This window comes from Phocaeicola plebeius (assembly GCF_003437535.1).
GTDB lineage: Bacteria > Bacteroidota > Bacteroidia > Bacteroidales > Bacteroidaceae > Phocaeicola > Phocaeicola plebeius_A.
The window spans coordinates 42203-62445 of the sequence record NZ_QSQT01000007.1 but is presented as its reverse complement, the minus strand read 5'-3'; the positions used below and the strand labels follow the sequence as shown (position 1 = coordinate 62445).

15 protein-coding genes are annotated in these 20243 nt (G+C 41.4%); 1 reads left to right on the top strand and 14 read right to left on the bottom strand.

Translation table 11 applies throughout. The features are described from left to right. Positions 1–291: 291 nt before the first annotated feature. The 12 genes from mutL to DXD04_RS04900 all read right to left on the bottom strand — a co-directional run bounded on the left by mutL (position 292) and on the right by DXD04_RS04900 (position 16352). On the bottom strand, positions 292–2349 hold the full coding sequence (gene mutL / locus DXD04_RS04955; RefSeq protein ID WP_117671391.1) for a DNA mismatch repair endonuclease MutL: 2058 nt from the start codon (positions 2347–2349) through the stop codon (positions 292–294). Then, positions 2346–2642, bottom strand: a complete 297-nt coding sequence (locus DXD04_RS04950; protein ID WP_007557876.1) for a hypothetical protein — start codon at positions 2640–2642, stop codon at positions 2346–2348. Before DXD04_RS04950 ends, mutL begins: the two co-directional genes overlap by 4 nt. 3 nt (positions 2643–2645) lie before the next feature. Continuing rightward, positions 2646–4343, bottom strand: coding sequence for an OstA-like protein (locus tag DXD04_RS04945; protein ID WP_181977133.1), 1698 nt, complete (start codon positions 4341–4343; stop codon positions 2646–2648). Positions 4344–4345: 2 nt separating this feature from the next. After that, complete coding sequence (locus DXD04_RS04940) at positions 4346–5716, bottom strand: peptidylprolyl isomerase (RefSeq protein ID WP_181977132.1); 1371 nt, start codon at positions 5714–5716, stop codon at positions 4346–4348. 61 nt (positions 5717–5777) lie between these two features. Next, on the bottom strand, positions 5778–7085 hold the full coding sequence (locus tag DXD04_RS04935) for a peptidylprolyl isomerase (RefSeq protein ID WP_117671389.1): 1308 nt from the start codon (positions 7083–7085) through the stop codon (positions 5778–5780). 122 nt (positions 7086–7207) lie between these two features. Continuing rightward, positions 7208–8683 (bottom strand): IMP dehydrogenase, encoded by a 1476-nt coding sequence (guaB, locus tag DXD04_RS04930; protein ID WP_117671387.1) that lies wholly within the window; start codon positions 8681–8683, stop codon positions 7208–7210. A gap of 164 nt (positions 8684–8847) precedes the next feature. Continuing rightward, positions 8848–11031, bottom strand: coding sequence for a DNA helicase RecQ (recQ, locus tag DXD04_RS04925; RefSeq protein ID WP_022053437.1), 2184 nt, complete (start codon positions 11029–11031; stop codon positions 8848–8850). A gap of 142 nt (positions 11032–11173) precedes the next feature. Continuing rightward, positions 11174–12424, bottom strand: coding sequence for an ATP-dependent Clp protease ATP-binding subunit ClpX (clpX, locus tag DXD04_RS04920; protein ID WP_117671385.1), 1251 nt, complete (start codon positions 12422–12424; stop codon positions 11174–11176). Positions 12425–12455: 31 nt separating this feature from the next. Next, on the bottom strand, positions 12456–13127 hold the full coding sequence (gene clpP / locus DXD04_RS04915) for an ATP-dependent Clp endopeptidase proteolytic subunit ClpP (RefSeq protein ID WP_022053439.1): 672 nt from the start codon (positions 13125–13127) through the stop codon (positions 12456–12458). Positions 13128–13285: 158 nt separating this feature from the next. Continuing rightward, positions 13286–14632, bottom strand: coding sequence for a trigger factor (gene tig / locus DXD04_RS04910; RefSeq protein WP_007557892.1), 1347 nt, complete (start codon positions 14630–14632; stop codon positions 13286–13288). Positions 14633–14838: 206 nt separating this feature from the next. Further along, positions 14839–15612: an ABC transporter ATP-binding protein gene (locus tag DXD04_RS04905; protein WP_117671383.1), complete on the bottom strand. Its 774-nt coding sequence runs from the start codon at positions 15610–15612 to the stop codon at positions 14839–14841. Further along, positions 15609–16352 carry an MlaE family ABC transporter permease gene (locus tag DXD04_RS04900; RefSeq protein ID WP_117671381.1) on the bottom strand — a complete coding sequence of 248 codons (744 nt, stop codon included), beginning with the start codon at positions 16350–16352 and terminating at the stop codon, positions 15609–15611. Before DXD04_RS04900 ends, DXD04_RS04905 begins: the two co-directional genes overlap by 4 nt. A gap of 139 nt (positions 16353–16491) precedes the next feature. Here DXD04_RS04900 and lptB point away from each other — a divergent pair, with 139 nt between their 5' ends. After that, positions 16492–17310 carry an LPS export ABC transporter ATP-binding protein gene (gene lptB / locus DXD04_RS04895; RefSeq protein WP_117671379.1) on the top strand — a complete coding sequence of 273 codons (819 nt, stop codon included), beginning with the start codon at positions 16492–16494 and terminating at the stop codon, positions 17308–17310. 64 nt (positions 17311–17374) lie between these two features. Here the strand turns inward: lptB and DXD04_RS04890 are convergent, their stop codons facing one another. Then, positions 17375–18538: a SusF/SusE family carbohydrate-binding protein gene (locus tag DXD04_RS04890; protein WP_117671377.1), complete on the bottom strand. Its 1164-nt coding sequence runs from the start codon at positions 18536–18538 to the stop codon at positions 17375–17377. A 20-nt stretch (positions 18539–18558) separates the two neighbouring features. After that, positions 18559–20226, bottom strand: a complete 1668-nt coding sequence (gene susD, locus DXD04_RS04885) for a starch-binding outer membrane lipoprotein SusD (protein ID WP_117671375.1) — start codon at positions 20224–20226, stop codon at positions 18559–18561. Positions 20227–20243: the final 17 nt, after the last annotated feature.

Below are 20243 nucleotides of genomic sequence, written 5' to 3'. Positions count from 1 at the left end.
CCAAATTCCTCAGTAAACAAAGTTTTTCTCTTATAAAAAAACGCAAGTGCGTTTGATCTAAAACGCAAGTGCATTTGAAGTAAAACGCAAGGACGTTTTACCTTAAACGCAAGGGCGTTTTTGTCTAAACGCAAAAGCGTTTGAGGACATATCGAAAAACGCTTACCAACTATTCTTTCTTACAGAATAAGAATGGTTAGTTAAATAAAAATGGAGTTAGCCTAATAAAAAATCCGGATTACTCGTTTTAGAGAACCCGGATTACACGTTGTATTATTCGTAGAATTTCTATCATTTAAACATCTTCTCCAAATCATCTTCTTTCAATACGGCCAGTACAGTCTTTCCATCTGGCGTATAGTTCGGAGTAGATACGGCAAACAAATCATCGACCAGGCGATTCATTTCCTCATCGGTCAGTACCTGTCCCGGTACAATGGCTGCTGCTTTTGCCAATGAAAGTGCAAGCATACTTTGTACTTCTTCCTTCACTTTACAACCTTTTTCAATCGCCGTCTGTACCATATCTGTAACCAGTTTCTCTGGATTCAATCCCTCAATTCCAGCTGGAATACCGTTAATAGAATAAGTACCCCCTCCCAGACTACTAAGATCAAATCCCAAGGCATTCAAATCGTCCATAAACTCCTCCAGTACAGGTATCTCAGAAGGAGAGAAATGTACCATATCCGGAAACAGCATTCGCTGGGAAGCATTCTTTCTATTTTCTATCTGCGCCATATAGCGGTCGAAGAGAATACGGATGTGGGCACGCTGCTGATTAATAATCATCAACCCAGACTTTACAGAAGTCAAGATATAGCTGCCTTTATACTGATAATGGTGCATGGAATTTTCCTGAGACTGCTTTTCACCTTCTTCACTAGAGAAAGATGGAGTAACGGCATCTTCCTGAGAAGCCTGTCCCCATTCTGTTGATTCTGGGAAAAACGGTCGTACTTCTTCTTCCGGTTGAATATCCGAATCCGATGAAGTACGTTCCAGCCCTTCAAACAAAGGTTCCCATTCTACCCGATTTTTGTGACTGCCAAACGAAGGAGTATAATTTCCGCTTCTGCCAAAATCCGGCATTCCACCTTTATTCATGGAAGAGCGTACAGAGGTACCCGCAGGCGCACTCCATTCTCGCACATCCTGTCCGAAGCTTTCTCTTTCCGTTTCTTTATTGGTTGCCGATGCAGAAGAGTAAGCAGAAGGAGGCACTGCCGCTGTATTAAACGGATTATAAGAAGGGTCAAAACTGGTTTGAGGAGGTGCCACCGTATAAGGAGAATTCTCAAAGGCAGGAATGTCCGGCATACCTTCTGTATCAAAATCAATCGAAGGTACCGCGTTGAAACGTCCTAACGTCTCTTTGACTGCAGCCGAAAGAATCTGCCACACGGCTTGTTCATTCTCAAACTTGATTTCTGTCTTGGTAGGGTGTATATTGACATCTATATCCGAAGGTTCCACTTCGAAATAAATGAAATAAGAGACTTGTTCACCCACCGGAATCAGGTTGTCGTACGCACTGGATACAGCTTTATGAAAATAAGGATGGCGCATATAACGACCATTCACAAAGAAAAACTGGCGTGCCCCTTTCTTACGGGCCGATTCAGGACGACCGATATATCCATGTATTTTCACCATGGTGGTATCAATGTCCAATGAAAGCAGCTCCTGGTTCAGTTTCTTGCCAAATACCCCCATAATACGCTGCCGCAAAGGAATGGCCGGCAGATTCAGCATCTCGGTGCCATTATGACTCAGCACAAAAGATATATCCGGATTGACCAGCGCAATGCGTTCGAATTCAGCTACAATGTTACTTAATTCCGTTTGATTGGATTTCAGGAACTTCCGACGGGCAGGTACATTGAAGAACAGATTTTTCACAGAGAAGTCACTGCCTCGCTGGCAGGCTACTGCCTCCTGCTTTTCTACCTGGGAACCGGAAATCTGAATGAAAGTACCTAATCCGTCGTCACTGGAACAAGTTTTCAGTTCCACCTGTGCTACGGCAGCGATGGAAGCCAAAGCCTCTCCACGAAAGCCCATGGTATGAAGGGCAAACAAATCGGCCGCCTCCCGAATCTTGGAAGTGGCATGACGTTCAAAAGCCATACGGGCATCCGTTTCCGACATACCTCGTCCGTCATCAATGACACGTATACATGTTTTTCCGGCATCCGTCACCAGCACTTCTATATTTTTTGCTCCGGCATCTACAGCATTCTCCACCAGCTCCTTTATCACAGAAGCCGGACGCTGTATGACTTCTCCTGCCGCAATCTGATTGGCTACAGAATCCGGCAACAAACGGATTACATCTCCCGATGTCATAGTGTAAATTCTCCTGTAATCAGATAATGTAAAATATATAGCAATACCACAATAGCCACAAACATGGCTCCGTAACTCAGAGGTTTACGTCCGCTTTCCTTGCGACGCTTCAGATAGGTAGTACCTTCTACAAACTTACCACGAATGTCTTCCGGATTAAACTCTTTAGGAGGAAGCATTCCCAGTTCACGTTTGGCTGTCTCTTCTATTTTCTGCAGTTTTTCCTTGCGTTCATCCACATAAATGTATTCATGACGGAATCCGCGAGGCTTTCTCATTGTAAACATTCCCATATATTATTCCTCCTTCTTATTTTCAAACAATCGGGCATTCGGCAAAACGACCGGACCACGTACATTTTTCTTCAGCTGGTCTTCCACTCGTTTTTCCCTCCAATTAAAGATGTCGGCTTTGTTGAGCGGACGAATGTAATCAAACCACACAAAATTCTCCAGACGGTCTTTTCCGGCAGGAATCTGCGACATCGGATACAACACACCATTGGACTTGGGGCTCATCACCATGCGTTCTATCTTACGGTCTTGCAGATAGATTTCCAGTTTACTGGTTTCAGATACATTCATTCCTATCAGCGTACTGTCGGAGTCCATCGGATAATAAACAACTCGTACGGAACCTATCACTTCCGTCTTTCGCATTTCTCCATTCGTGAAATAGGACTTCATCTCTTTTCCCGTCACCTGGTTATAAATCGTTGAATCCACACGTTCTACCGAAAGTGCCTGCCCTATGATGTGCGACCAGTCAATTGTGCTGTCGTTCATATAGACCTTTATCACTTCGCCTAAAAGCTGCTGGTTCTTGTTCCAGATAATCGGGTCACGATACATCGTAAGACAACTGTCCACTGTAGAGAAAACTAGCGAATCGGCCGTACCCTGCACATCGGTACGATAAAAACGTACTTTATGGAAAGCTCTCATTTCACGGAACATGGAATCGGTATTCTGATGGAAAGTTTCCATCAGCAGAGTATCTGCATGAAGAAACAAACTGTCGCCCTGAGAATAGTCTATAGCTACGGCACTATCCGTAGCAAAGGCATAGTCTGTCTGCTCGTTATAATAGCCATATTCTCCGGTAAGCATGTTCCGGTTGATTGTATCCGTCATCACCATCCGACTGAAAACCTCTCCCACGCCGGTATTACGGTCGTAGAAAAGCGTATCACCAGTCAGCTGTTTTCCCTGATTGGTCAGCACAGAACGGTCATACAAATCGGCCTTACCCGTTACGGTATTGTAAGTTCCCTTTTCAGAATAAATGTGGTTGGCATCGCTCCAGATATCCGAAGGGCCGACAATATCAGCTACCTTCGAAGCCGTGTTGTAACGTAAGGTATCCGACGTCAGTGTAAACTGGGGGTTCACCAGCTTCACATTGTAATTAAATACGGATTGCTTGGTCTGAGGACTATATTCTCCCCACTCGGAGGTCAGCACATTCTGCTCATCCATCAGGGTTCCCCCATCAAAGAAATATCCCAAGTTGTAGACCCGGTCATAATTCAGGCTATCAGTCAGCAAGGTAGTCGTACGGTTCTCCATCCGGACATTACAGCGCATCTCTGCAATCTGTGTCAATCCATCATAGTACAACCGGTCGCCATAAAGAAACAGCGTATCTCCCTGCACCATTTTCACATTACCAAAAGCCTCAAAGCTGCTAACCTTATCGTAGTAACATGCACTGTCGCAATACATATACACACTATCATGACGAAACCTCACATTTCCGGTTACAATCTGTGCGTCCGGATGAGTTGCATCCTTACGCAACAAATCAGAATGTAACAAATAGACTTTACTTTTAGCTACCGGACGCTGCTTGGAATCCTCTGGCTTTTGTTTCCCCTCAGCCTCCGTTTTCGGGCGCGCAGTCTGTGGAGGGACAGCTATCCCCCCTTGTGCCGACAAGCCAAGAATGGTCAGGCAAAATGCTACAAAAAGCAAAAAAATTGCAGACTTTCTCATCACTATTTAATCCATCCCGGATATTTAAAATCACACTTACGCCAAGACGGGTTGATACGCACGTAAGTATTTTTTTGCTTTTCTACAATCCATTTCTGCAGTTTTTCTTCACTACGGTTGGCCGTAACAATGTCTTTCAGACGCTGATAGTCTTCTGAGATTGTAGCTTTATGTCCGTCAATACGATTCTTCAATTTTACGATAGCACACACTTCTTTTCCTTTTGCATTAATCATTGTAAAAGGTTTGGAAACTTCACCAATCTGCATTCCCTCTACGGTCTTTGCAACTTCCTGAGAAATCAGGCCAGCCAGCTGCTGCATTTCAAAACGAGAGGTAGAAGTCTGCGGGTTAGCCAGCAAACCGTGGTTGTTGCGTGTATCTTTATCCTGAGATACCCATGTAGCCGCTTCATCAAAAGTTACTTTTCCTTTTCGGATATCGTTAGCCAGTGTATCCAGTTTATTCAGTTCTGCCTCAATTTCTTTCTCATCCACACGAGGCTTAATCAAAATATGGCGATAGCTTACACGGTCACCACGCTTTTCAATCAGCTGAGCAATATGATAACCATATTCTGTTTCAAACACTTTTGAAATCTTCTTCGGGTCAGTCAGGTTAAATACCACATTGGCAAACTCCGGAGTCAATTCTCCACGACCTGTAAAGCCATATTCTCCTCCACGACGAGCAGAGCCCGGGTCTTCAGAATACATACGCGCCAACGTAGAGAAAGTAGTTTCTCCCTTATTGATACGGTCAGTAAAATCACGCAATTCTTTCTTTACACGTTCGATTTCTTCTTCCTTAATCTTAGGCTCTCTGGTAATAATCTGCACCTCTACCTGAGTAGGCACAAAAGGAATACTGTCCTGAGGAAGCTTACTGAAATAGTTACGCACTTCCGCAGGAGTCAGCTTGATGTCTCCTACAATCTTCTTCTGCATTTCCTGTACCGTCAATCCGTCACGAATATTCTCACGCAACATTTCACGTATCTGGGTAGAAGTTTTATTGTAATATTCTTCGAGTTTTTCTTTTGAACCAATCTGTTCAGTCAACCATGAAATTCGTGTTTCTACCTGCTGCAGAACCTCCTGGTCGCTCACCTCAATACTATCTATCTCAGCCTGGTGAAGAAAAAGTTTCTGCACAGCCAATTCTTCAGGTATCACACAATAGGGATCACCATCAAAACGGCGACCTTCATACTGTGCATTCAAACGCTCATTCTCTACGTCTGATTTCAGAATAGCTTCATCGCCGACAACCCACACCACTTCATCAATCACATTATCTTGTGCCACGGCGGGTACTGTTCCTGTCAAGGCAAGCAAAACAGCCAAGACACCAGTCATAATCAATTTATTCATTTTCTGTCTATTTGATTTGTTTTGGTCCATTACATTACAAAGGACGAAGATACGGCATTAATTACTTTTTTCCGCTACAATTAACGGTTTTTAAAATGTCTTGGTTAATTTCAATCCTGAAGCCTCGCTTTAACTCTTCCATTTGTGTTCTCTCCGTCCACAAACGATAATCACGCTGCACTTCATTGCGCACATCCTGAAAGTCTTCCGGCCCTTTCTTCAGGCGCTTTCCCAATACAAAAGCATAAGGTAAATCCGTACGAGGAGTGAAATGTCCGCATTTAAAAGCCAGCTTATCTACATAAGGATTTGTACCAATCTGAAACAAGCCTGTTTCTACAACGACCTTCCATTCCGGATTCTCTTGAGAAAAAGCGGAAATTTCTTCATTCCATTTATTTAAGGGACATTTCTTCAGCCTCTTTTTCAGCTTTGAAGCCACTTTCTTATTCAAACAATGAATCACTCCTCCTTTAAAATGAGGCAAATCCCATGCGTAATCGTTTTTATGACTTTCAAAATAGCTCTGCAATTCCTTATCAGAAATATTACCTGATTTTGTACCTCCATGGCGCTTATCCCAATACGCAGCCAATAAGCCATCGGAAACTTGACACAACTCCATTCGAGTCTTGTTCAAAAGACTATCTTTCCGCTCGGTAAAGCCTGAATCAGCAACCTTTTGCAGGGCCGCATTTCCAGTCGTTTCTGATGGATATACTCCTTGCCTGCGATCCAATAGATACACGATGTGAATACCTAAAGGAGAAAAAAATGGAGCAGAATAATTACCTTTTTTCAATGTGTTCAATTGCCCGGTAAACTCTTTTATCAGACATCTTTCCGGAATCCACTCCCCATCCAAATAAGGAGAAGGCAAGGGAGCCTTCACATAAGATTGTGCCAGTTTTTCAAAAGGTATACCATTTTTTAAAGCCGTATAAACAGAATCTATACGCTGTCTGGCTACACGTTCCTGTTCGGAAGAAGCATGTTGGGGCAAAAGAAATGAAATCTGACGAAATCTTACCCAATTTAAAAGAGTATCTTGTTTTTGGGACATTCCCCTCTCTTCCGATTTCAGAATTTCATTTTGCAAGGCACTGCATTGCAACCGGAAATCGGTGATAGTATCCCAGCTTTGTCTTTTAGCATCTGCCACCTTCAACTTATAATACAAGAAATGAGGCAAGAACCGTTCTACAGATACACGACTAACTGCATACACCTGGGTATAATAATGCTCAAACTCCTCTACCGAAGTTTCCTCTCCATCAATCCGAAAAAGTACCCTGCGATCTTCTGCATAAGAAACAGAGAATTTCAGCCCCATCAACAAACATAGGAATAACCACGCAATTCTACACATAACAGATTCTATTCATCATTTCATTAAACAAAAAATCATCCTGTTCGCCAGAACAGACTTACTGAAAGCAAGTCTGCCTGACGTCAGAATGATTATATCCGTATTATAAGTCAAAGATTATCTTACTGAGGACGACTATAGTTAGGTGCCTCACTTGTAATAGATACATCGTGCGGGTGACTTTCCAGAACTCCGGCATTAGTGATACGAGTAAACTTCGCATTATGCAATTCTTCAATATTATGAGCTCCGCAATAACCCATACCGGCACGCAAACCACCTACCAGCTGATAAATTACTTCATACAAAGAACCTTTATAAGGCACACGAGCAGCAATACCTTCTGGAACAAGCTTTTTCACATCGGTAGTTCCACTTTGGAAATAACGGTCTTTTGAACCATTTTCCATAGCTTCCAATGAACCCATTCCACGATATGACTTAAACTTACGACCATTAAAGATGATGGTATCGCCCGGAGATTCCTCAGTACCGGCAACCAACGAACCAATCATTACGCTGTAACCACCGGCTGCCAAAGCTTTCACCACATCACCTGAATAACGCAAGCCACCATCTGCAATCAAAGGAATACCTGTTCCTTCCAAAGCCTTTGCAACATCATATACGGCTGTCAACTGAGGAACACCTACACCGGCAACCACACGAGTTGTACAGATAGAACCCGGGCCGATACCTACTTTTACTGCATCTGCACCAGCTTCAGCCAACATCTTAGCTGCTTCACCTGTAGCTACATTTCCTACAACAATATCAATTCCAGGGAAACGTTTCTTAGCTTCTTTCAGCTTTTCAATCACGTACATAGAATGTCCGTGAGCTGTATCAATTACAATGGCATCTGCACCAGCATTCACCAAAGCTTCCATACGGTCGAATGTATCAGCAGTTACTCCCACACCGGCAGCTACACGCAAACGACCTTTAGAATCTTTGCAAGCCATTGGTTTATCTTTTGCTTTTGTAATGTCTTTATAAGTAATCAGACCAATCAGCTTTCCATCCTTGTCTACTACCGGAAGTTTTTCAATCTTGTTTTCCTGCAGAATCTTGGAAGCAGTCTCCATGTCTGTACCCGGCTCTGTTGTCACAATATTTTCCTTTGTCATCACCTCATCGATACGCTTATTCATATCCTTTTCAAAGCGCAGGTCACGGTTTGTAACAATACCAACCAAGTAATTCTCATCATCTACTACAGGAATACCTCCGATTTTGTATTCAGCCATCAAATCGAGTGCATCTTTCACTACAGAGCCTCTCTTAATGGTCACCGGATCATAAATCATTCCGTTTTCCGCACGCTTCACAATTGCCACCTGACGAGCTTGTTCCCCGATAGACATGTTCTTGTGAATTACTCCGATACCTCCTTCACGAGCAATGGCAATGGCCATCTGTGCTTCGGTAACTGTATCCATAGCTGCAGTTACAAACGGAATTTTCAACTCAATGTTACGTGAAAACTTAGTCGAGAGTTCGACTGTTTTAGGTAAAACCTCAGAATAGGCCGGAATCAACAATACATCATCGTAAGTTAATCCGTCCATAACAACTTTATCTGCAATAAATGACATAGGGCTTTATGCTTTAGATTTTATTGCGTGCAAATATACAGAATTTTCTCAAAAAGTAAAAAAGCAGTTAACATCTTTTTCATACCACATACCTATCAAATAAAAACAGCTGCTTGCAAGGAACACCCCTCACAAGCAGCTGCACAATATCATTAAATAAATGATTAATTAGCCATTTCAGAAATGAACTTGATACGTACCAGACGAATTTCATCTTCTGTATAGTCGTCACCCAGTTCATCCATTGCATCATCAATCTTATCAGTTACTGATTCCTTGAAATAATCATAAATATCCTGCATGTGGTCTTCATCCATAATTTCTTCCAAGAAATAGTCAATATTCAGTTTGGTTCCTGAATATACAATGGCTTCGATTTCATCCAGCAACTCACCAAATTCAATACCTTTTGCCACTGCAATATCATCCAAAGCTACCTTTCTATCGATACTCTGAATAATAGAGACCTTCAGCTTAGATTTGTTAGCCACAGTGCGCACTCTCAAATCTTCCGGACGGTCTATTTCATTTTCTTCGCAGTGCTTCTTAATCAATTCGCAAAATTCCTGACCATAGCGTTTAGCCTTTCCAGCTCCTACGCCCGGAATATTCTGCAATTCTTCCAAAGTAACCGGATAAATGGTAGCCATTGCCTCAAGAGAAGGATCCTGGAAAATCACATAAGGTGGCACATCCAGTCTCTTTGCCATTTTCTTCCGCAAGTCTTTCAACATGGAATACAGCACGGGGTCTACTGCACACGAAGCCCCACTTCTCATCGGAGTTTCATCTACCTCTTCTTCTTCAAAGTCTGCATCCTCAACGATCTTGAACGACTTCGGTTTTTTCAAGAACTTATGCCCTTCTGGCGTAACTTTTAATAAGCCATAGTTTTCCACATCCTTTGCCAGGTAACCAGCGATAAGAGCCTGACGAATGACTGCATTCCACAATCTTTCTTCTTCTCCCATACCTGAACCAAACACCTCTAAGTCTTCATGCTTATGCGCAAGCACTTCAGATGTTTCTTTACCCAACAATATATCGATAATATAATCTTGCTTAAAGTTTTCTTTTACGGCAATGATTGCTTCAATCACTGCACACAACGAATCCTGAGCCTCCACTTGTTTCTTTGGATTTAAACAGTTATCACAATTACCACAATTATCTTCCGTATATTCCTCTCCAAAATAATGCAACAAAATTTTTCTTCTACACACTGAAGATTCTGCGTAAGCTGCTGTTTCCTGCAATAGCTGACGTCCGATTTCTTGCTCTGAAATAGGCTTTCCCTGCATAAATTTCTCCAGTTTCTGCAGGTCCTTATTGGAATAGAATGTAATGCACTGTCCTTCTCCACCGTCACGTCCTGCACGTCCGGTTTCCTGATAATACCCTTCCAAACTCTTAGGTACATCATAATGAATCACAAAGCGTACATCCGGTTTATCAATACCCATTCCAAACGCAATCGTAGCTACAATCACATCAATGTCTTCCTTCAGGAAAGCATCCTGATTCCCATTACGGGTAGCAGAATCCATTCCTGCATGATAAGCGCGGGCCTTGATACCATTTGCCAGCAATATTTCAGTGAGCTCTTCCACCTTCTTACGGCTCAAGCAATAGATAATACCTGACTTGCCTTCGTTCTGCTTGATGAACTTGATAATATCCTTATCCACATTAGCAGTCTTGGCACGTACTTCATAATAAAGATTCGGACGATTAAAAGACGAACGGAATTCTGTTGCATCCATCATTCCCAAATTCTTTTGGATGTCCATCTTTACCTTTGGAGTAGCCGTTGCCGTCAAAGCAATTACCGGAGCTTTCCCAATTTCATTGATTATCGGACGAATCCGGCGATACTCCGGTCGGAAGTCATGCCCCCATTCCGAAATACAATGTGCCTCATCCACCGCATAAAATGAAATCTTCACGTGTCTCAGAAAATCTACATTCTCCTCTTTCGTCAAAGATTCAGGAGCTACATAAAGTAACTTTGTCTTTCCGGCCATGATGTCGGCTTTCACCTGATCTGTAGCCGATTTTGTCAATGAGGAATTAATAAAATGAGCAATGCCATCTTCCTCACTAAAATTACGCATAGCATCCACCTGATTCTTCATCAGGGCAATGAGCGGTGAAATCACAATAGCAGTTCCATCCATCAACAGAGAAGGAAGCTGATAGCATAATGACTTTCCACCTCCTGTAGGCATTAACACAAACGTATCCTTTCCTGATAATAAGTTTCGGATAATCGCCTCCTGGTTTCCTTTAAAAGTATCGAATCCAAAATACTTTTTAAGAGCTGCTACTAAATTGATATTTTCCGCCATTGTTCTTGGATTTAGATTTTCATTGATTGTAGAAATTTTGTTTCCGCATGTAACAAAGTTATAAACAACTTTTCATATTACACAAATATTTCAGGGAATATTTCATCGGAAGCTTTTATTTTCTCACTAAAAAACCTTTACATTATGCCATTTGCAGACGGGAAACATTTGCCTTCCCCATTTGCTGTTTGGCGTAATCCAACGTCACCACAAAACGTTCGGTCTGTTGTGACGGAATTTCAAACATGACATCATTCATTATGGTTTCCACAATAGAACGCAAACCACGAGCACCTAATTTGTACTCTATCGCCTTGTCGACAATATATTCAAACACCTCCGATTCAAATTCCAGTTTCACCCCATCCATCTCAAACAATTTTACATACTGCTTGATAATTGAATTTTTGGGTTCTGTAAGAATATTGCGCAATGCCGTACGGTCCAATGGGTTCAAGTAGGTAAGTACCGGCAAACGACCAATAATTTCCGGTATCAATCCGAATGATTTCAAGTCCTGAGGAGCAATGTACTGCATCAAATTTCCCCGGTCTATTTTCACCGCTTCCTTCGCCGCACTATATCCCACCACATTGGTATTCAGCCGTTGAGCGATTTTTCGTTCAATACCGTCAAAAGCTCCTCCGCAAATAAACAGGATATTCTTAGTATTGACCGGAATCATCTTCTGGTCCGGATGCTTACGTCCTCCCTGAGGAGGAACATTCACCACAGAACCTTCCAGCAGCTTCAACAAGCCTTGCTGCACACCTTCTCCACTTACATCACGCGTAATGGAAGGGTTATCTCCTTTCCGGGCAATTTTATCAATTTCGTCAATAAAAACGATACCCCGTTCCGCCTCCTCCACGTTATAGTCAGCCACCTGAAGCAAGCGGGTCAGAATACTTTCAATATCTTCTCCCACATATCCTGCTTCGGTCAGTACAGTCGCATCTACAATGGTAAAAGGTACATGAAGCAACTTAGCAATGGTACGAGCCAGCAAAGTCTTTCCGGTTCCGGTGCTTCCCACCATAATGATGTTTGACTTTTCAATCTCCACATCATTCTTATCCTTAGGCTGAAGCAAACGTTTGTAATGATTATACACCGCTACAGCCAAATAGCGTTTTGCATCATCCTGACCAATCACATACTGGTCCAGGAATTCTTTGATATCCTTCGGCTTAGGGAGCTCAGACAAATTCAGGTCTGTAGGTCCCTGCCCTTGATGATGCATCGCTTCTTTTACGATTTCATGTGCCTGTTCTGCACAACTGTCACAGATACATCCATTCACTCCTGTAATCAGGAAGCCCACTTCGTCTTCTGTGCGACCGCAAAAGCTACATCTTCTTTTCGAGTTTCTTGAAGTCCTTTTTTCTTCCAAAGCCTATCTAGTTTTTAAGTAAATCACAGTGTTACAATGAAGGTTTACGAGATAGCACTTCATCAATCATACCATACTCTTTAGCCTCGGATGCTGTCATCCAATAATCACGGTCAGAATCTGCCCAAACCTTATCAAAATCCGTATGAGAGTGATCGGCAATGATTGTATACAATTCTTTCTTCAGTTTCTGAATTTCACGAGCTGTAATTTCAATATCCGAAGCCTGACCTTGCGCTCCTCCCATCGGCTGATGAATCATCACGCGTGAATGGGTCAGAGCTGAACGTTTTCCTTCTTTTCCAGCTACCAACAATACGGCTGCCATAGAAGCTGCCATACCTGTACAAATTGTAGCCACATCGCTACTGATAAACTGCATAGTATCATAAATACCTAAACCTGCATACACTGAACCGCCTGGGGAGTTGATATAAATAGAAATATCCTTACCAGAATCCACTGAATCCAGATACAAAAGCTGAGCCTGCAAAGTATTGGCTGTATAATCGTCAATCTGGGTTCCGAGGAAAATGATACGATCCATCATCAAACGAGAAAAGACATCCAACTGCGTCACATTCAATTGACGTTCTTCCAAAATATACGGATTCAAGTATCCTGCTTGCGACTTGATGACATCATCAAGTACCATACTGTTCATTCCGAGATGCTTGGTAGCATATTTTCTAAAATCGTCCATCATAATCCTTATATTAATTCTACAATATAAAAGAGGCTTTTAACCCCCTTTCTTCTGAAAAAACAAAAGTACAAAACACTTCTATCTTACAGAAGAAGTCAAGTTAAAAGCCTCCTTTTTTAGAATATTTTAGCAATCAATTTTGAGAGCCAAATTGCTTATTGAAACATTTTGTTGAATTCTTCTGCAGAAACAGCTTTGTGATTCAATGTTACCTGACCTTTCAAGATTTCAGACAACTTAGATTCAACAACGCGGTTTACCAGAGCTTCTACACTTTCACGTTTCTTCAACATTTCTTTTGAATAGTTTTCCAACAATTCATCAGGAACGTTAATCATACCATACTGAGCAAACTGTGCACGAGTAGCTTCCTTAGCCATGTTAGTGATGTCAGCCTGTTCTACCTTAATATCGTTAGCAGCTACCAGTTTTTCTTTGATCAGGTGCCAAGTCAGTTCTTCCAAGCTCTTTTCGTAGTTTTCAGAAACGAATTCTTCACCTTTTTCCTTGTTGTTTTCCAACATGATACGTTTCATCAGTTCATCAGCAAACTGCAGTTTGCCAACCTTTTCTGATAAGTAAGTACGTACATCCAGCAAGAACTTATAGTCGCTGTCAGCTTCAAACTGTTTTGCAATTGTTTCCTTAATCTGAGCACGGAATTCTTCTTCGCTGTGAGCCTTTCCTTCACCCAATACCTGGTCAAACAGTTCCTGAGTTAAGTCACCCGGAATCATACGAGTGATTTCTTCAATCTGGAAGCTGAAGTTACCTTTGTAATTAGCTACTTCTTCTTTCTTCACTTTCAACAGAGAAGCCAACTCAGCTTCATTGTTATCGAAAGCAACTGACGGGTTAAATACCAATACTGTATTTACCTTTGCACCGTTGAAGATTGCTTTCTGGTCATCGTTCTTCATGTATGAAGGCATCATTACTGCACCTTCTACCTGCACACCACCTTCTTTTGTATTGCCGTTTTCATCCAGCTCAGCCAACAAACCTTTCAGCATATCCTTATCCTGATAGTCTTCAACCTTGTCATACTTAGCAGTACGCTGTCTGTACATATTTACCTGCTGATCTACCATTTCATCTGTTACGTTAATATCATAGTAGTCAACAGTATCATTATTAGACAATTCTACATTGAACTCAGGAGCCAATGCGATATCGAAAGAGAATTCAAAATTCTCATCAGTTTCAAAGTTTGCGTTATTTTCCTTCGGCAGAGGAGTACCCAGCATGTTAACTTTGTTTTCACGGATATACTCACCTACTTTTTCCTGCAACAGCTTGTCAACTTCTTCCAGCAATACAGAAGTTCCATACTGTTTTTTAATCAATCCCATAGGAACCATTCCCTTACGGAATCCAGGCATATTTACTCTCTGACGAAGAGTTTTCAGTGCTTTTTCAACTTTTTCCTGATAATCAGCTTTTTCAATCTGAACAGTAAGCACAGCGCTTACGTTGTCTACATTTTGCAATGAAATATTCATTTTCGACTTATTTATTTAATTATTAATTATTTCTCGTATTTACCAAAAGAGGTTGCAAAAATAATGTTTAATCTTTCAATAACCAAACTGACAAGCTAAAAAATCTTTACGGCTTCTGAATCCTTGTCAACCAACCAAATAAAAACGGCAGAAAGCATATCCACCTTCTGCCGTTCCTTATTATCTCAACCTGAGTCTTATCAATATCAAACTTTACGAGCCTTGCTATTTTCCTCTTTCTTCACCTTCTGCAGCAAGTCGGATGCGAATATGAAGTTGTTCAACCGCTCGTTCGTGGCATTGAATACCTCGTCTTTTGTTCCTTCCCATTCCTTGTGCCCCTGGTATATGTACAATATGCTTTCACCAATACCCATCACAGAGTTCATATCGTGCGTATTAATGATTGTCGTCATATTATATTCTTTGGTAATATCATGAATCAAATCATCAATCACCAGCGACGTTTTAGGGTCAAGTCCGGAATTCGGCTCATCACAAAACAAGTATTTCGGCTGCAGGGCAATGGCACGCGCTATAGCCACACGCTTCTGCATGCCTCCGCTGATTTCACCGGGATATTTTGACTGGGCATCAATCAGATTCACACGGTCCAGACAAAACTGCGCACGCTTCACCCTGTCCCGGTAAGTGTCATTGGAAAACATATCCAGCGGAAACATCACATTCTCCAGCACAGAAAGCGAGTCAAACAAGGCGGCGCTCTGAAATATCATCCCCATCTCCCGTCTCAGCGCCTTCTTTTCCCGCTTCCCCATATCCAGCAGGTTACGTCCGTCATACAGAATTTCTCCGCTTTCCGGGGTAAGCAGTCCTACAATACATTTCATCAACACCGTCTTTCCAGAACCACTCTGCCCGATAATCAAGTTGGTTTTCCCGTTTTCAAACGAAAAATTAATATCTTCAAGAACTGTACGTCCTTCAAATGACTTGCATATAGAATTTAGCTGTATCATCCCATCAACAATTGTGTAAGTATCAAATCTGAAAACAAAATCAAGACACTGCTTGAAACCACAGAGTCCGTACTGGCTTTACCGACCGCAATAGAACCTCCTTCTACCGTATATCCAAAATAAGCAGACACACTGGCTATGATAAAGGCAAAAAATAAGGATTTAATAAAGCTACACCAGATATACCATTCCACAAAGCAATACTGTAAACCATATTCCAAATCCGTCGCATTCATGATACCAGCAAACCAGGCTGTACAGAAAGCACCTATCACTCCTGCAAAAATACTGAAAATCACCAGAAAAGGAATCATGGTCATCAATCCCAGAATCTTTGGAAGAATCAGATAAGAGGCAGAGTTTACTCCCATAATTTCCAGTGCATCAATCTGCTGTGTCACCCTCATCGTACCAATCTCCGAAGCTATGTTCGACCCGACTTTTCCCGCTAAAATCAAACACATGATAGAAGATGAAAACTCCAGCAGCAAGATTTCACGAGTGGTATATCCCACCACAAAACGCGGCATCCAAGGACTTTCAATATTCAATTTAATCTGAATACAAATTACAGCACCAATAAAAAAAGAAATCAGCAACACAATACCAATCGAATTGATACCCAATTGTACCATTTCATTCAGGCATTGCTTAAAATACATCCGGAAACGCTCCGGACGGGAAAATACACGCCCCATCAACATAAGGTATTTTCCAAGGTTTGTAACAGGCTTTATCATATTATTACAATCATGTTTGACGCAAAAGTAGTGCTTTTTAGCTATATTATAATAAAAGACAGGAGGATTTTCGAATTAAGAACCACAGAAGCCAAGATTTTTACTACTTTTGCACGACTGAACAGCTAACAAAAGGACAATGGCAGCACAAGAAAATCAAGAATCTACGACCGAAAAGTTTGAATTACCTTCAGACGGCAGAATGGTGCTACGAACCGAGAACCTGGTCAAAAAATACGGAAAACGAACAGTGGTGAGCCATGTTTCCATCAATGTGAAACAGGGGGAAATTGTAGGACTGCTCGGCCCTAACGGTGCGGGTAAGACCACCTCTTTCTACATGACTACCGGATTGATTGTCCCTAATGAAGGACATATTTATCTAAATGATAAAGACATAACTTCCTACCCTGTTTACAAACGAGCCCAAAATGGTATCGGTTACCTGGCACAGGAGGCTTCCGTATTCCGCAAAATGAGCGTGGAAGATAACATTGCTTCTGTATTGGAATTGACTAATAAATCACCGGAATACCAGAAAGAGAAACTGGAAAGCCTGATTGCCGAGTTCCGTCTGCAGAAAGTACGCAAGAACTTAGGGGACCAACTTTCCGGAGGCGAACGTCGCCGTACAGAAATTGCCCGCTGTCTGGCTATCGACCCTAAATTTATCATGCTTGATGAGCCATTTGCCGGAGTAGACCCGATTGCCGTGGAAGATATCCAGCACATTGTCTGGAAGCTGAAGGACAAGAATATCGGTATTCTGATTACAGACCATAACGTGCAGGAAACACTTAGCATCACTGACCGTGCTTATCTGCTGTTTGAAGGAAAAATCCTCTTTCAGGGAACTCCGGAAGAACTGGCCGAGAACAAGATTGTCCGCGAGAAATACCTGAGTAACAGTTTCGTTCTGCGAAGAAAAGATTTCCAGCTGAAAGAAGTTAAAGAGTAACATAAAAAATAAGGAGTTTCTCATTCATACAATTGAGAAACTCCTTATTTTATATCAATCACATTTAATTAAGAGATCCGGTTCCATCTGTAAAATTCAATGAAATAGTCTGTCCAGGATTAGCTGCTAAAGAATACTCTTCTCCTAAGTCTGTCCATCCATTATTTACAGCATTATTTTCACGATAGAAAATTGTTTCACCATCTTTCAATGTAAACTCAAGTCGCCACCAATCAGTGTCTGCTTTGATACACATGCGGACTTCACCCGTAGCAGTTAAAGCAGGAGACACAAAACTACCGTTTTTATCTTCAGGGACAGAGAACAAATAAGCATCATTATAATTCCAATCACCTACCGTATTTCCTAGCACATACACATTGGGGCTATAAAAATTCATGGTATACTGATAATCATCTCCATTCACTTCAGCAATCAAGTATACTATATACCATCCTCCTTTATCCACCTTGATATTATCACCACTGTCAGAAAGGCCTGCTCCAGCATTATCATTAAACTGATGAATCTTTGAATAACCATTCCAGTCTTGTTCAAACTTACCAAACTTAAATTCAGCACCTGAGTCAAAATAAACCATACTCCAGAATTCCCCAGCCAAGCCATTCACACTAACCATTGGTTTCCATGTACCCCAAGACGTACCGATACTTGAACCTACAAGATACATTTCTTCTGGAGGTGCTAAGGTAGAAACGACTTCTCCAAGTTTTATCTGATTAATTTTGATTACATTGGAAACTGAATTTCCCAATTCACTACCAGTAATTACTGCTGTAAGACGAATATACACTGGATTCACGGTGCCTATATAATTCTCCACATCCGGATTAGCTTGTTTCCACAATTCTACAATCGCAGCATTCAGTTCCGCAGGTTTCAATAAAACCGTAGAAGATGTATAAGTAGTAGACAGAACCTTATAGTTAGACTCTACCCCTTCAGCTTCATCAACAAATGTCTCCTCCAATGAAACCTGCACACTATAGGTAGTAGCAGCAGTAAACCCATAAGCAGGCTGTGTGCATGTCAGGACGACTGTATCTTGAGCTTCTCCTAAATCATAAAGTTTGTCTTCTGGAGTCTCAAGGACAAAAGTTTCAGCTTCATGCAAAACCGGATTATCTTCTATATCCGTATTACAAGCTGTTAATAACGGAAGTATACATCCGATTAATGATAAAATGGGAAATATTATCTTTTTCATATTACCAAAATTCTTATAAATTAATACCCTTCATTTTGATGCATATTATTGTTATTATTCAAATCTGTAGCAGGAATAGGATATACATTATAAATATCACTTACTGATTTTCCTTCTTTCACGCCACCTTTCCAGTCCCACAAATACTTATCAGTTGTAAAACAATCAAAACGTATCAAATCGCTACGACGTCTGCCTTCCAAATAAAATTCACGCGACCATTCATCCAATAAATACATCTCTGTTAGTTCATTCAATGTAGGTTGTTTGGTACAACCACGTTTCGCACGTAATGTTTTAATATCCTCCCATGCTAAACTTTTTTGATTCAGACGGAAGTTGGCTTCAGCACGGGTCAAATAAGCTTCTGCTAAACGGAACAAAGGTATATCCGTATCTGGATATTCTGTATGACTGGTAGAAGCCCCATCTGAGCGGATATTTTGCCATTTCACAATTGACAAACCACTCTGAAAACCAGTAATGGATTTCGGATCCATCGTTCTCTTTCCTCCACCTGCTCCAGAATAAAACATAGCCCGGTCATCTCCAGCTGCCTCAATCATATCCTGCGTCCGTACACCATATTGAGCATCCCATGAATCAATAGCCTCATCATTTGCAAAATCACTCTGTCCTGGTACCTCTGCATTTTCAGGAATCATAGGCACTTCATCTTCATCAAAGAATTTATATACCAGCGCATTTCTTGCAATCAAGCAAGACCATCCATTAGTAGTACCCATATGTGGCATTCCACCCGTACGTGTGCCACAAATCAAATAAGTAGATCCTCCATAATTTCGAGTTTTCATACCATCCTGACGAATCGGAAGAATAATTTCCTTCATGGCCTTCTGATTTTCATCATTATCAGCCATAAACATCAATTTATAATCATCACACAATTCATAATATCCACTGTTAATGACTTTATCAGCATAAAGCTTTGCATTTTCAAAATCAGCCGTACCTGTATAAACCTCTGCATTCAAATATACTCGTGCTCTCAACAACCAATTGGCAGCTTTATCAGCACGTCCAAAAGGAGCTTGCCCCGGTTCGTACATATCGGCTACACATTCATCCAATTCTTTCTGAATAAAATCATACAAATCTTTTCCACCCTTTTCTACCGGAAGCTCATTATCAAAATGTTCTTTGAATGGAGCCTTACCAAATAAATCCAGAAAATAAGCATAATGCAAAGCGCGTAAGAAACGTACCTCTGCACGCTGACGTACCGATTCTTCATCTGTATTATCCGCAATCTGATCCAAGAAGAAATTCATCTGCGTAATATCATAACCTAATCGCACATAAACCCATTCCGTACGCTGACTTGAAGAATTCCATGCTATATTAGTAAACTGAGGAATATCGACATTATCTTGCCACACCCATACACATTCGTCTGTAGGCAATTCCTGACAATTAAAAATAGTACGGTAAAAGCCCGATTCGCCTTCATCCTGCCCATCCAAATCCGGAGTTCCAGCAAGACCTTTCTGCCCTGTCAATCCCAACAATGCATATTGCTTGACAAAAGCTGCATCCTGATCAAAACTAGATGAACTTTGCGGGTCGATAGAACTAATGTCCAAATCATTGATACACGATACATTTCCCAATGAAACGGCCACAACCAATGCAGCTGAAAATATATGTTTCAAATAATTAGCTTTCATACATCTTAATGTTTTCA

What these genes read in the sequence shown, in the direction of transcription:
- guaB (WP_117671387.1), bottom strand. Translation starts at nt 8,683, where the DNA reads ATGTCATTTATTGCAGATAAAGTTGTTATGGACGGATTAACTTACGAT.
- mutL (WP_117671391.1), bottom strand. Translation starts at nt 2,349, where the DNA reads ATGACATCGGGAGATGTAATCCGTTTGTTGCCGGATTCTGTAGCCAAT.
- DXD04_RS04945 (WP_181977133.1), bottom strand. Translation starts at nt 4,343, where the DNA reads ATGAGAAAGTCTGCAATTTTTTTGCTTTTTGTAGCATTTTGCCTGACC.
- DXD04_RS04900 (WP_117671381.1), bottom strand. Translation starts at nt 16,352, where the DNA reads ATGATAAAGCCTGTTACAAACCTTGGAAAATACCTTATGTTGATGGGG.
- clpP (WP_022053439.1), bottom strand. Translation starts at nt 13,127, where the DNA reads ATGGACGATTTTAGAAAATATGCTACCAAGCATCTCGGAATGAACAGT.
- DXD04_RS04950 (WP_007557876.1), bottom strand. Translation starts at nt 2,642, where the DNA reads ATGGGAATGTTTACAATGAGAAAGCCTCGCGGATTCCGTCATGAATAC.
- DXD04_RS04890 (WP_117671377.1), bottom strand. Translation starts at nt 18,538, where the DNA reads ATGAAAAAGATAATATTTCCCATTTTATCATTAATCGGATGTATACTT.
- susD (WP_117671375.1), bottom strand. Translation starts at nt 20,226, where the DNA reads ATGAAAGCTAATTATTTGAAACATATATTTTCAGCTGCATTGGTTGTG.
- lptB (WP_117671379.1), top strand. Translation starts at nt 16,492, where the DNA reads ATGGCAGCACAAGAAAATCAAGAATCTACGACCGAAAAGTTTGAATTA.
- DXD04_RS04935 (WP_117671389.1), bottom strand. Translation starts at nt 7,085, where the DNA reads ATGTGTAGAATTGCGTGGTTATTCCTATGTTTGTTGATGGGGCTGAAA.
- tig (WP_007557892.1), bottom strand. Translation starts at nt 14,632, where the DNA reads ATGAATATTTCATTGCAAAATGTAGACAACGTAAGCGCTGTGCTTACT.
- DXD04_RS04940 (WP_181977132.1), bottom strand. Translation starts at nt 5,716, where the DNA reads ATGAATAAATTGATTATGACTGGTGTCTTGGCTGTTTTGCTTGCCTTG.
- DXD04_RS04905 (WP_117671383.1), bottom strand. Translation starts at nt 15,612, where the DNA reads ATGATACAGCTAAATTCTATATGCAAGTCATTTGAAGGACGTACAGTT.
- recQ (WP_022053437.1), bottom strand. Translation starts at nt 11,031, where the DNA reads ATGGCGGAAAATATCAATTTAGTAGCAGCTCTTAAAAAGTATTTTGGA.